The sequence below is a fragment of the Xanthomonas sp. NCPPB 1638 genome, from assembly GCF_041475635.2.
Classification (GTDB): domain Bacteria; phylum Pseudomonadota; class Gammaproteobacteria; order Xanthomonadales; family Xanthomonadaceae; genus Xanthomonas; species Xanthomonas cucurbitae.
In genome coordinates this window covers 3,100,872-3,113,085 of record NZ_CM192984.1, presented here as the reverse complement: position 1 = coordinate 3,113,085, position 12,214 = coordinate 3,100,872, and the positions used below count along the sequence as shown (strand labels likewise).

16 protein-coding genes and 1 pseudogene are annotated in these 12,214 nt (G+C 64.2%); 1 reads left to right on the top strand and 16 read right to left on the bottom strand.

The features are described from left to right. Positions 1 to 754 precede the first annotated feature (754 nt). Positions 755 to 1,873: an AraC family transcriptional regulator gene (locus ACCQ13_RS13500; RefSeq protein ID WP_249027628.1), complete on the top strand. Its 1,119-nt coding sequence runs from the start codon at positions 755 to 757 to the stop codon at positions 1,871 to 1,873. Between the two features lie 126 nt (positions 1,874 to 1,999). Here ACCQ13_RS13500 and ACCQ13_RS13495 read toward each other — a convergent pair whose 3' ends face one another. From ACCQ13_RS13495 to hemE, 16 genes and pseudogenes are all read right to left on the bottom strand, one after another. Next, positions 2,000 to 2,245 (bottom strand): SRPBCC family protein, encoded by a 246-nt coding sequence (locus ACCQ13_RS13495; protein WP_104603076.1) that lies wholly within the window; start codon positions 2,243 to 2,245, stop codon positions 2,000 to 2,002. A gap of 341 nt (positions 2,246 to 2,586) precedes the next feature. Further along, positions 2,587 to 3,705 carry an ISL3 family transposase gene (locus ACCQ13_RS13490; RefSeq protein ID WP_159406523.1) on the bottom strand — a complete coding sequence of 373 codons (1,119 nt, stop codon included), beginning with the start codon at positions 3,703 to 3,705 and terminating at the stop codon, positions 2,587 to 2,589. A 260-nt stretch (positions 3,706 to 3,965) separates the two neighbouring features. Beyond that, entirely contained in the window at positions 3,966 to 4,481 is a 516-nt protein-coding gene (locus ACCQ13_RS13485; RefSeq protein ID WP_146090314.1) for a hypothetical protein, read from the bottom strand. A gap of 317 nt (positions 4,482 to 4,798) precedes the next feature. Continuing rightward, entirely contained in the window at positions 4,799 to 5,485 is a 687-nt protein-coding gene (locus ACCQ13_RS13480; protein WP_104603078.1) for a glycoside hydrolase domain-containing protein, read from the bottom strand. A gap of 179 nt (positions 5,486 to 5,664) precedes the next feature. After that, on the bottom strand, positions 5,665 to 6,294 hold the full coding sequence (locus tag ACCQ13_RS13475) for a hypothetical protein (RefSeq protein ID WP_159407333.1): 630 nt from the start codon (positions 6,292 to 6,294) through the stop codon (positions 5,665 to 5,667). Beyond that, positions 6,291 to 7,373, bottom strand: a complete 1,083-nt coding sequence (locus ACCQ13_RS13470) for a hypothetical protein (RefSeq protein ID WP_159407332.1) — start codon at positions 7,371 to 7,373, stop codon at positions 6,291 to 6,293. Before ACCQ13_RS13470 ends, ACCQ13_RS13475 begins: the two co-directional genes overlap by 4 nt. A 19-nt stretch (positions 7,374 to 7,392) precedes the next feature. Beyond that, positions 7,393 to 7,740, bottom strand: coding sequence for a hypothetical protein (locus ACCQ13_RS13465; RefSeq protein ID WP_104603081.1), 348 nt, complete (start codon positions 7,738 to 7,740; stop codon positions 7,393 to 7,395). 60 nt (positions 7,741 to 7,800) lie between these two features. Beyond that, on the bottom strand, positions 7,801 to 7,983 hold the full coding sequence (locus ACCQ13_RS13460) for a hypothetical protein (protein ID WP_223214481.1): 183 nt from the start codon (positions 7,981 to 7,983) through the stop codon (positions 7,801 to 7,803). Positions 7,984 to 8,323: 340 nt separating this feature from the next. Then, a pseudogene (locus tag ACCQ13_RS13455) lies at positions 8,324 to 8,485 on the bottom strand (RebB family R body protein); the annotation flags it as partial. After that, on the bottom strand, positions 8,482 to 8,727 hold the full coding sequence (locus ACCQ13_RS13450) for a RebB family R body protein (protein ID WP_104603083.1): 246 nt from the start codon (positions 8,725 to 8,727) through the stop codon (positions 8,482 to 8,484). The gene ACCQ13_RS13450 and the pseudogene ACCQ13_RS13455, both read right to left, overlap by 4 nt. Before the next feature lie 17 nt (positions 8,728 to 8,744). Then, a complete protein-coding gene (locus tag ACCQ13_RS13445) occupies positions 8,745 to 9,080 on the bottom strand; it encodes a hypothetical protein (protein WP_104603084.1) in 336 nt (111 codons plus the stop codon). 103 nt (positions 9,081 to 9,183) lie between these two features. Next, positions 9,184 to 9,462 (bottom strand): RebB family R body protein, encoded by a 279-nt coding sequence (locus ACCQ13_RS13440; protein ID WP_159407331.1) that lies wholly within the window; start codon positions 9,460 to 9,462, stop codon positions 9,184 to 9,186. A gap of 54 nt (positions 9,463 to 9,516) precedes the next feature. Continuing rightward, on the bottom strand, positions 9,517 to 9,783 hold the full coding sequence (locus tag ACCQ13_RS13435; RefSeq protein WP_104603086.1) for a RebB family R body protein: 267 nt from the start codon (positions 9,781 to 9,783) through the stop codon (positions 9,517 to 9,519). Between the two features lie 30 nt (positions 9,784 to 9,813). Further along, entirely contained in the window at positions 9,814 to 10,083 is a 270-nt protein-coding gene (locus ACCQ13_RS13430) for a RebB family R body protein (RefSeq protein WP_022973269.1), read from the bottom strand. Positions 10,084 to 10,106: 23 nt separating this feature from the next. Continuing rightward, the gene (locus ACCQ13_RS13425) at positions 10,107 to 10,400 is read right to left on the bottom strand and encodes a RebB family R body protein (RefSeq protein ID WP_104603087.1); all 294 of its coding nucleotides are present in this window, start codon (positions 10,398 to 10,400) and stop codon (positions 10,107 to 10,109) included. A gap of 741 nt (positions 10,401 to 11,141) precedes the next feature. Further along, the gene (gene hemE / locus ACCQ13_RS13420) at positions 11,142 to 12,206 is read right to left on the bottom strand and encodes a uroporphyrinogen decarboxylase (RefSeq protein ID WP_159407330.1); all 1,065 of its coding nucleotides are present in this window, start codon (positions 12,204 to 12,206) and stop codon (positions 11,142 to 11,144) included. Between the last annotated feature and the right edge of the window lie 8 nt (positions 12,207 to 12,214).

Genomic DNA, 12,214 nt, shown 5'->3' with positions numbered 1-12,214 from the left:
GCGAGGCGTCATACCATCGCGCCGACCTCGGGCAGAAGTTCCTCCCTCAATTGCGCTGCAGAACGATCACAGGGAACGAACCGTCGGGAAACGCCACTGGCCGCGTGTTACTGCCCGAGCTGGCGTGCAACAAGCATTGATTCGCTCGCGGATCCCATGCGCCTGCCTCACGTTGACCAATGCAAACGAGGGCACCTCAGGTTGCGGTGGATCGACCAGGCGACAGGCAATGAGGGCATGGACTCCAAAGCGCTGAACTCAAGCTTGCAGCCTCGCCGACGGTCTGGTCAGGGACGGCGCGACTTGGGTATGGCCGCCTTTCGAGCGCGCCGGTGAACAGGTTGGAGATTCCATGGAACAGCAGGTCATTGATGCATTACGGCGCGTCTATCGCCCGGGGGATCGGTTGGCGACGACGCTCGGCAGGATCGCTGCACAACTGTCGCAAAGCGACGTTCTGGAAGGCGCGGTCTGCGCGTTCATTGGGGTGGAGGATGGCGGTGTGCCGCCTGCGGATCGCACGGCCACCCCGCTCGGAGTCACACGCTGTTTTCCCGTCCAGTATGCCCGGCAGGTGCTAGGGGCACTGCAGGTCACGCCGGCTGCGGATGGCATGAGCGTGGCGGCGATGATGCGGTGCCGGCAAATCGCAAAGTGTTGTGCGTACCTCATCAAGCGCGATGCAGCGTGCGCCTTGGCGCAAGACCGGCTGGATCGCAGCTTGCTGATCGCAGGCCTTTGCGAAGAGACCTGGATGATCGACGAATTCATCGAGCAGGCCGCAGACAGTGACTTGCCGATCATCGTGCACGGCGAGTTCGGCACCGAGAAAGAGGAGGTGGCGATCCTGCTGCATGCGGCCGCACCCCGGTGGGAGGGGCCGTTCGTCACGGTCGATTGCACCGCGCCTGGCGACGCACCTGCCGCATGGTTCGAGCGTGCAGCCGGCGGCACGCTGTTCCTGCAGGGCGTGGATGAACTCGACGAGGCGTTGCAGCGCCAGCTGCCTGGGCATCTTCGCGGCTGTCAGGGGCCACGGTCGGCGTCGGGCGGCCGGGCCATGCCGCGGGTGATCGCCTCCACGACCGCCGATCTGTCGCGCCGCGTGCGCGCGGGACGCTTTTCGCGGGCGTTGCTTTCGCAACTGGACGTCCTGTCGATCGAGCTCGCCCCATTGCGCAAGCGGCGTGCAGACATCGGGCTGCATGTCGAGCGCGTGCTGGATCGGCATGGCCTGGATCATGCCCAGCAGGTCACCGACGTGCTGATGGATGCGTTGCTGCACTATCCGTGGCCGGAAAATCTCCAGGAACTGGAGCGGGTGGTACTGCGCCTGGCGGTCATGGCTGCCGGCAGGCCGATCGCAAGCGCGGACATCCATCGCCATGCACCGCGTCTGCTGGAAGGCCACGCGCAGGCCGTGGGCCCGGAGACAGGCCAGCCCGACACTGATGCAACTACGCCGGCGACATCGCAAGCGCCCGCCGACTGGATCGACGGCCTACCACATCGCCCCGGACAACGCCTGTCCACCCTGCACGACGCATTGCGGCGCGCCCTGGTGTATCTGGGCGAACACTACGCCCAGCCGCTGACCCTGAGCGATCTGGCCCGCCAGGCGCACGTCAGCCAGTCGCATCTGGGTTTTCTGTTTCGTGAAGAGCTCGGCAGCACCTTCAAACCGCTACTGCAGCAGTTGCGCATCGAAAAAGCCAAGGAGCTGTTGCATCAGCAACGCAAGCTGCGCATCACCGAAGTGGCATTGAAGGTCGGTTTTGGCGACCTGAGCCATTTCGAAAAGAGCTTCCGGCGGCTGGTGGGGGTGAGTCCGCGTGAGTTTCGCAACGCCGATAGAGCAGGTGGGATCGACTAATCCCGGGATGTAACGTTCTCAGAAGCTTCGTGCTGGGTCAATGCGATGGCCCAGCACGAAGTGCTGTATGTCGTACAGTCGATGGCTATCCGCCGTTTGAATTGGCGAGGCGGACTTGGGGGAATCTTACGTTTGCTGCTGGAAGGTGGCAGTCCGCATTCCACCGCCAGGCGCGACCACCAGCTCTACGACAATCCCGGCCGCATGATTTGGGTCTGAGATGTTGTAGGTGTTGCCAACGACCAGGTCGTCATTGGGGTAGGGCGCTATCTGCGCAACGAGATATTGAGTGGGATTGCCGGCCTGGACTTGTATGTTGCTGCCGGTTGCGACCGTACTGAAGCCCGGGACTTGCTTCACGGTGGTGGCCATGGTGTATTTCCTTCAATGCTGCGAGGCAAGATAGGCGGCCTCGTGACGCCTTGAGCTTGTCGATATCGTTCACGCGAGCGCTGCGTTCAATGGATCAGCCAAGCAGTGGGGGCGGACTCGCTAGCGAGCCGAGATTCGGAAGTGGCAGGGAGCTTTCAAGTGAGATAAATTTAATCTACATCTTTTTTCAATTGCGCCGCGCTTCGATTGAGGACGGACCCAGGAACAATGCTGGGCTGAAAGAAAATAGCGTGATGGTGAAAAGGATTGGTACTTCCAGGTCGTTGGCTGTGTTTGATTCGTGAGTTCGCCCTATCTCTACTTTTCTGGGTCTTCGCGGATCACTGTGGGTGCAATCGAGCATTTTCGGGTAGCGCGGGCAGGAAGCTGGCGATGATCTTGAGCCTCAGGAACTCCTCGTCGCGATAGCCGTAGGCGCTGCGCTGGATGACCCGGATCTTGTTGTTGAGCCCTTCCACCAGGCCGAGGCTGACCTTGTTCTCCGGCCTGCAGTACGCCGCGATGCCGTCCCAGTGCCGCTCGATCATCCCCACGAACGTCTGGTAGGGCACAAGCCGCTGCCAGCGCAGACTCTGCTTCCAGCGCTCGAAGAACTCCCGTGCACCTCGCTCGGTGCGGTAGCTCCACAGCTGCCCGAAGGACTCTTTCAGCAGGTACGCCGTGTTCAGACGTTTGTTGGTCGCCAGCAACTTGGCGAGCGCCTTTCGACCGTCCAGGGTAAGGTTTTCGCGATTGCTCAGCAGGGTGTAACGCTGGCCCTTGATGTAACTGCGATCCTGGCCTTGAAGGCGCTTGTACTCGTCGCGCCGCACCTGATCGAGCGCGTCGGACAGGTGGCGCATGATGTGAAATTTGTCGAACACGATGCTGGCGTTGGGCGCGTTCTTGCCCACCGAGTTGCGAAACGGCCGCCACATGTCCATCACCGCCACGTCGATGCCGGCGCTACGTTTTGGGCCCAATTCGGCGAAGAACTGGTCGATGTCCGCCTCGGTGCGCCCACTGCCGCCGAACCAGATCGGTCGGCCGCGCTCCAGATCGCTGACCACAACGCGGTAGTCATGGCCCTTGTGGATCGCGATCTCGTCGATGCCGATGGCGCGCGGCGCCGGCGTCCCCGCCCGGCGCACCTGCTCGGCCATGTACAGCTTGGACAGCTCCTTGACCGTGCTGTCGTGCAGGCGCTCCAGCTCAGCCACGGCCTTGTGCGTCATGCTTCGGCACAGATTGCCCACATGCAGGGCGAATCGCTCGGTGTAGCGCGGATTTTTGGCCAGCCAGTCCAGCCGCTCTACGTGCACGCCGCCGCACCCCGGACAATCGACACGCCAGCGCTCGAACTCCACGAACAGCATCCAGCCGGCCGCCCGCAAGTCGCGGGCGCGGCACAGGCGCTTGTCGTAGCGGCTGCGACACCGATGGCCACAGTTGGAACACACGGCCGTTTTTTTCGGCGCCGCAAGGTCACGATCCGCGCCTTCGGGGCGCCGAACACGCCCTTGAGCGTGGACTCCGCCGCGAAGCCAGGGAAGGAAAACAACTCACTCAGCCGACGGCCCGTTTTCATGCAGAACACCGCGTCAAGAAGTCAGCACAGGATGTACCACCTTCTGGGACGGTGGAAAGGGCCTGTTTCCAAGGCTCAACGCAGATTCAGGGGCCTCAAGGCACCCACACGAATCCGCGATGAGCCACTTTTCTATTCCGGGAGCCAATCCGCCGCATCCTCCTTGTACGTCAAGGCCGGTGGGTAATCCTTGATATCACCCCACGTTTTTTTTCCATTCGCGATATCTTTCATCAGCGGGTATAGATTTTCAGGGTTTGATAGGTGATAGCCGCGACCGCATTCTGCCAGGTGTGTGACAATTGCCAGTTCAAGGAGTTGGTTAGGGAGGTCCGTCAGGAGAATGACGTCCCCAGTAGCCCATAGGAGAAATTGCCGGGCAAGGTCTCTTCCCTGATTTGGCTGCTTCCAAGCCCAGTCCGCGATGGCTACGTAGCTGGATGGCTTGCGCCCCTTTGCTCTGATGACCGGGTCGTAATCTTGCCAGCCTCGGCCAAGCGTGAACCCTATCGGCTCCAGCTGAGTGTTGACATGATCGATCAATTCCTGTCGACATTCATTTCTTTTTACTGCGTCGGCACCTCCCCACACGTTGACCCACCAATACCTGCCATAATCCGTCAACATTTTTGCTTCTCTCTTGCTCATTGCTGGTTTCCCTTTCTGGTGATGATCGTGACGATTTTGAGTTGATCCCGCGCCCATCACTTATAATTCTGAGAGGGCGATGTAATGGATGGCGGGATTTTCAATCGTTGCCTGACATGCTTGTGATTCAATGTCGATGCTGCCAAGGCAGCGATTCATCTGCATCGGATTTTCGATGACAGCAAAGCGGCTGGCGGATGTTGCCTGGCGTTGTTGATTAGCGGGGTAAGCAGTTGGCCAGTGGCACGAAATATGCCGCGTTCATGCCAGGAGTCTTCAATTTCAACGGTTGCCTGAGAACGGACGAGCGTGTGTAGTCACTGCACGCTCGGATCAGCTAGGCTCGAATAGCTAAGGTCAACTTCCAGCCCATCGCAGGGCGTGCCGGGAAGCGACAACACGGCATCCTGTTCGTATTGCCAGAGCATCGCCTGGGAATAGCCGCAGCCGGCCGGGTCGGCGGGCTGTAGGTGCTGGATATCGCCGGCGTAGCGATGACGCCCTGCGGTCGAAACCCGCCAGGCCCAGACGCGCGGGGATGGGCCGGGGCCGATCCGCGACAGCAATTCCACCGCGCGTGCGTGAGAGCAGTACAGGCCTGGCGAGTAGCCATGCTCCACCAGCGCGGCGATCCACATGCGGATGTAGTCGATGGCGGCCTGGGGCGGGCTGCCGCCATCTTCCCAGTCGAGATAGACCACCGCGCCTTCGGGAAAGCCTTCGTTGCGCGCCAGCGCTGCAGCCTGCGCGCCGTCGATGCTGCCTTGTCGGGCGGTGACGTCGTGCGAGCCGGGGCCGGTGGTCTGCTGGCCAAGGTAGACCGGTGCCAGGCCCCAGCCTTGCGCGGTCAGCGCGGCGCGTTGGCCCATCCATCCGGCATCGGCATGACTGGGCGCTGGTGCCAGGTAATAGCCGCACCATGCCAGGCTGGTCTGGGTCTTGAGCCAGTGCAGCGAAGGAAGTCCTGGGAATTGATCGGTGTCCAAGCCTGCGTAGAACGTCATGTCGAAACTCCTTCGGGTCGAGTGTTGGCTGGACCCGGTCGAGATTGTCGGGGCGACGGCGGTGTGGCTGCGCGATGGGATTGCCTGGGTGGCACAGGCGCTGGCGCTCGTTCCCCGCAGGACGTGGGAAATTCACTGTGAATACCGGCGCCAGCGCTGCACCGAAGTGCATCGATTCGTCAATCGCCGGCACCGTTGCCGGCGTTCGGATTCGTCGAGGCTGTGGCGTTCATCGCCTGCTCGGCCTGTTGCTGCGCAGCGGCGACCGCAGCGGCGGCAGCCTGGTCGGCCTGCTGCAGTGCCTGCGTTGCGCTATCGACAGCCTGGTTATTGCCGGCAGCAGCAGTCGCGGCGGTTGCTGCCTGCATGGCCTCCTGCACAGCCACGTCGCTGGCCGCCATGGCCTGATCGATCTGGGCCTGCGCCGCCTGCAGTGCGGCCTCCGCCTGCGACAAGGCGGGCGTTTGCGCAGGCGTGGCGCCGGCGCCGGTGGTCTGGGCTTGAGGGGGAGGCAGGGTATCGTCGGACATGCTGGTTTCTCCGGGAGTTGCAGCGGGGGGGCGCCAAGCAACGGCATCGCTGCGCGAGCGCTGCGTCGGCGCGGTGGGTGGTGCGGTTTCGGCCGGGCGTTGCGCTGCGAGATTGCGCAGCATCTCGCCCAACGCGTGTTCGGCTTGCGTCATGCCCTGGCGTGCGGCCGCCAGTGCGGCTGCGCGACCTGCCTGCACCGCCTCGCGCACGGCGTCGGCGGCACTAGTCGCAGGCGGAGCCTGCTCGGCGGCTTCGGGGAGCGGCGTCTGTGCGTTCACTCCGGTGCCTCCGCTTCATTCGGTGCGCTCGCAGGCGCAGGCGTAGGCGTAGGGGCGGGGGCGGCACCGAAGTCGCGTAGCGAGATGATGCCGTCGTTGACCTGCAGCAGCGCTGCCAGACTGTCGTTCTGGATGGCGAACAGGCAGCTGTTGCCAGTCTGGCCCAGCACGCCACGGGTGGGCCGGTGGGCCGCCAGGAATGCCTGCGCAGACGACACGTAGAGATGGATCGCGTCGCTTGCCGCCTGGTCGCTGCCGTCGCCTCGGTAGCGGGTGTGCTGGACGATTTGCTGGGCGGCCAGCGAGAGCCGTGCAAAGCCGATCTGGCGACCGTGCATCAGCCATTCCGTAACGCTGCGTTCGACCTCGGTGGGCGAGGGCAGTCCCTGGACCTGCGGGCAATCCAGGGTGCCGAACAGCAGCGGCAGCAGCGTCTGCAGTGCCGAGGCGGCCGCCTGCGCGCGGTCGTCCGCAGCGGCGATCGCCTGGGTGCAGGTCAGATAGAACCGGTAGTAATCACAGAATTCCAGCGGTGTGCGTGCCTGCTCCACGGCGAATGCTGCCGCTTCCTGCTGCAGTGCCGGTGTGACGTTGGCCGGCGGCGCTTCGGCGGCCAGCTGGCGTAGCGCCAGGCTTTCTTCCAGGTCCAGCGACTGGAACAGGCCCGCGCCATCGATTTTCAACTGCGTCAGCAGGCTGGGGCCGGCGGCCAGGTCGCTGGCCGCGAACAGGGCGTTTTCGCGAAAAATACGCTGCACTTGCGCCTTGACCACCGAGCCGGTATCGCCTGATTCAGCCTGTATCAGCGCGCCCAGATCGGTGGAGTTCAGGGTCATCAACTTGATCGGGCTGACCTTCAGCTCTAGTTGCGGCAACCAGGACAAACGCGAGCCATGCAGCCCCTGCTGCACGTCGCCCAGCAAGCTGCTTTCGTCGGGAAAGTCGTAGCGCAAGTTGGGCGATCGGATCGCCCACGCCAGCCATTGCGTGCCTCCATCGACGAACGCCAGGCATTGCCTGGCCAGTGTCGACAACATCGTCGGCATCGAGATGGTGCGGCCTGCGATCGAAACGGACATGGTGTGACTCCTTGTGAACTCAACCTGCGGGGAAATTCTTCAATACCAGGCCCGCCGCCGAACCGATCCTGGCAAAGTCGTCGGTGGCGCCCTGCATCAGCGCCTGCGCCTGGGTGAGTGCGGTCACGTACTTTTCGTCGCCGGTGGCCAGGTATTGCGCCATCGCCACGCCGACCGCGGTGGTTGCGATGGTCGAGACATTGCGTAGCGCGTCGGTGGCGTCCTGCACGGCAATGGCCGTCGATTGCGCCACCGATTGGTAGGCCTTTCCGGCCCCGCTGGTCAGGACGACCTGTGGACTCATGGTGGCCATCTGCGTCTGGTTGATGACGTCGATGACCTGGGCATTGACCTTCGTCGGTTCCATCTCGGCTCCCATGAAATGATCTGCGGCCTGGCAATCAGGCCTGGTTGTCAAACGCGTCGGCTATGCAGGCGCCTTATGGCGGAGGCGGCGTTGCAGGCGCAGGTGGAGATGCAGGTGCAGGCACAGATGCAGATGCAGGTGCAGCAGGAGCAGCAGGTGCAGGTGCAGCATGGGGTGCGTCAGCAGCTGCGGTGGCGGCTGAAACGGAGGGTGGAGCAGCAGGAGGGTCAGGAGTGGCAGCATGATCGGGGCCAGCGCCGGGGACGGGAGGGGGAGTGGCCGGCAGCGGCGGCGGCACGCTCAGCGCATGTAGTTCCATGAGGTCTGCAGTGGCGGTGGCTGCGTCGGTGGATGCGCCTTGCGCCTGGGTCTTCAGCACATCGACTGCCGTCTTGGCCTCTGCCGTAGCCGCGGCGATCAGCGCCGCCGGAGGAGACGGTGCCGGCGGCGGACCAGGCAGTGGCGCGACCGTCGGTGCGGGGCCGGGTGGGGCGGGCAGAGGCGGTGGGGTAAACGGAAACGGCGCGGAGATCATCTTGGCGCAGGCGGCGGTGATCGCGGCAGCATTAATCATGCCGGCGCCCTGCTGCCGGTTGACCGCGTTGTGCATCGCCATGCCCAAGGTCTCCAGCATCACGGCATCGAGCATGCCCAACGCGTGCGCGGGCGCCTGGCCCGTGGTCAGCGTCACGACGCTGCTGACAGCGTCGACGATCTGGCTGTTCACGGTACTGTCGTCGATCATGGCGAAGTCGCTCCTTTCTGGATGATTGAGGCAAGGATCTGGGTGAGCGCGGCCTCGGCGAGCACCTGTCCGCGTTGCTGGCTGGCGACGGCGTTTTCCATCGCCAGCGCGATGGAGTCCGCCAGCGCCAGATAGGTCGCGCCCATCGCAAAGGCCGGCGCGTGTCCGATGGCCATTGCCGTGCCGGTGGCGGCGGTACCGATCAGGCTGGTAACGCCCGCTGTGCGTGCACTGCGCTGCATGGCGGGGTGGTGGCGCCCTAGGCCAGGGACGGCCTAGGTTGGGCAATGCCGGCCGAGGCCGAAAACAGCACGGTGTTCTGCGGCGCGTGCCTGCATGCGTATTGAAGGGCCACGCCGTTGGGCAGGCGTTCCAGGTAGGCGACATTGTCGCGCGGCACGTCGATCACGCCATTGCGTGCCTGGCGATACACCAAGGGCTGAGCTCCGGGAATCACCGGCAGGATGCCGTCGAATTCGACATTCATCACTGCTTTCTGGTGCGGTGCGAACGTCGCCACGATGGTGCGGCCCCGGATGAGCCTCACCACCACATCCAGGGTGTTGGAGGTGGAGACATGATGGAGGTGCAACATGATGCGTCCTTTCTGGAGTCAACCAGCGAAATGCGAGGAGGGAGTGGCATCGCATGTCGAACCAGGCGCCGCCCGCGCGGCGGCAGCGGCGCCTGGCCGCCGATCATTTCAGCCCGGCGCTGAGGATTTCGCGGGTGGCCACGCCGTCGGAGGCGGTGTCGATCGAGTACAGGGTGGACACGCCCTGGGTGGTGGACGCCTGCATCGTCACGTAGGACTGCTGCTGGTTGTTGGTGGCATTGTGCGCGGCGTTGGACAGCGCCTGGCTGGTGGCGACGAACAGGTTGCCCATTGCGATCGCCGGCGCATCGCCGAGGACCTTGGTGTTGACCTGGGAAACGGAATCGGTGATCTGGCTGTTGACGGCAGTCGGAAAGGCCATGGTGATAGCTCCTTGATGTGATGGAAGAACGAAGAACCTGCGGCGTTGGCGTGGTTAGCCGAGAATCTTCTTGGTGGTGGCACCGAGGGTGCCTGTATCGAGCGAATACAGCAGCGAGACGCCCATCGTGGTTGCTGCCTGTGCGGTGACGTACATCTGTTGTTGCGCCAGCGTTGCGTTATGGGCTGCATTGGCCAGCGCTTGCGCGGTGGCCTGGTACAGATTGCCCATGGCCGCAGCTGGAGCGCTGCCCAGGACCTGCAGATTGGCTTGGGTGACCGAATCGGTGATCTGATCGTTGACGGCGGTGGGAAATGCCATTGGCGGGTGTCCTTGGCGTCAGCCGGTTGGTCAGACGCCCAGGATCTGCTTGGTGACCACGCCGGTAGTGGCGGTGTCGATGGAGTACAGCGTGGCCACGCCCATGGTGGTGGCCGATTGCGCGGTGACATAGCTCTGCTGCTGCGCATTGGTCGCGTTGTGCGCCGCATTGGCCAGCGCCTGCGCAGTGGCCTGGTACAGGTTGCCCATGGCGATGGCCGGGGCGTCGCCGAGCACCTTGGTATTGACCTGGGTGACGGAGTCGGTGATCTGGTTGTTGACGGCGGTGGGAAATGCCATTGGTTTCTCCTAAAAAGTTGGAATCAGCGCGACGTCAGCCCCGGCACGCCTGTGCTCAGAATCTGCTTGGTCGCCACCCCGGTGGTGGCGGTATCGATGGAGTAGAGCGTGGCCACGCCCATGGTGGTGGCCGATTGCGCGGTGACGTAACTCTGCTGCTGCGCATTGGTGGCGTTGTGGGCTGCATTGGCCAGCGCCTGTGCGGTGGCCTGGTACAGGTTGCCCATGGCGATGGCGGGGGCATCGCCCAGCACCTTGGTGTTGGCTTGTGTGACGGAGTCGGTGATCTGGTCGTTGACGGCGGTTGGAAATGCCATGCTGTTACTCCCTGGTTGGCGGATGGGTGTAGCGCTTGAACAAACGTGACGGTGTCGAGGTCCCGCAAGCAGCCTGCCGGTCTGGAGATATGTTGCGGTGGCGCCGCATCACCGTGGATCAACAGTAGATCGCTTCCGCGTCGCAGGATTGGTTCAAACGACGGCAATGCCGGGCTTATCGACGCAACGCCGCCATTGCTTGAGAGCGATATGCCGATTACCACCGTGATCTGGAACGTGGTGCGGGCGATTCATTGGCCAATCGCAACCGGGTTTGCACAAACACCCTGCGCAATGCGCCGGTCGGTGTGCGTGTCGGGGCCGGGCTGGCAGCTCGCGTTTGCTTGGGCAAGCCTCTGCGGCGGCCGGTGGCGGCTGAGATGCCATCGATGCCCGGCCGGGGCGGGCCGGCGGTGCTTGCGGGAGTGGTTGCGAGCGGCAGGCCTTCGCGGCCCGCGTGGCTGCGTGGTGCTGGCGCATGCGGCAGTGACTGCGGCGCGCGGGCTTGTGTGCCTGGACGTCGGGCCGCGCCGGTCAGTGGCGGTGATGTGGCGTTGCGTGGCGTGCGCGCGGTCGAGGACACCTGCGACCGGTGGCCCCACTGGATGCGCTGGGTGATGCGGTGTTCATGGCATGCGTGCAGTCGAACCCCGTCGGCAGGCGCAGCGCGGTGTCTGCTGCGTGCGTCTCCCGCACCGCCGCTGGCCAGCAACGCTCGGGCGCTGCTGGCCGGATCCTGCGTTACCGCTTGCTCAAGGTCTGCACTGCTTCGACCAGCACGCCGACGTGCTCCGGATTCATGTCCGGCGACATGCCGTGGCCGAGATTGAAGACGTGGCCTTCGCGCGAGCCGCCGTTGCCTTGCGCGTAGCTGTCTAGGGTCTTGCCGACTTCGGTGCGGATCGCTTCGGGCGAGCCGTACAAGGTGGCCGGGTCCAGGTTGCCTTGCAGGGCGACACGGCCGCCGGCGCGCTGGGCGGCGTCGGCCAGCGCGATGGTCCAGTCCACACCCACCGCTTCGGCGCCGCTGGCGGCCAGCTCGCTCACGTAGGCGCCATTGCCCTTGCCGAACAGCACCAGCGGGGTGCGTTCGGCACCGTTGCCACGCTCCAGCTCACGCGCGATGCGGGTCAGGTACGGCAGCGAGAACTCGCGGTACATCGCTGGCGACAGCACGCCGCCCCAGGTGTCGAACACCTGCAATGCCTGCGCGCCGGCTGCGCGCTGCGCAGACAGGTAGGCGATCACTGCATCGGTGACGGTGCCGAGCAGATGGTGCAGCACGTCTGGTGCGTTGAAGGCCATCGCCTTGATGCGCGCGTATTCCTTGCTGCCGCCGCCTTCGATCATGTAGCAGGCCAGCGTCCACGGGCTGCCGGAGAAGCCGATCAGCGGCACCGCGCCGTCCAGCTCGCGGCGGATCAGCCGCACCGCATCCATCACGTAGCGCAGCTCGGTTTCCATGTCCGGCACGCCCAGGCGGGCGATGGCGGCGGCATCGCGCACCGGGTGACGGAACTTGGGACCTTCGCCTTCGACGAAGTACAGCTCCAGGCCCATCGCATCGGGGATGGTCAGGATGTCGGAAAACAGGATCGCCGCATCCAGCGGAAAGCGCTGCAGCGGCTGCAGGGTCACCTCGCAGGCGATCTCCGGGTTCTTGGCCATCCCCAGGAAACTGCCGGCGCGTGCGCGGGTGGCGCGGTACTCCGGCAGATAGCGGCCGGCCTGGCGCATCAGCCACACGGGGGTGCGGTCCACGGGCTGGCGGTTGAGCGCGCGCAGCAGACGATCGTTCTTGAGCATGAGCACAG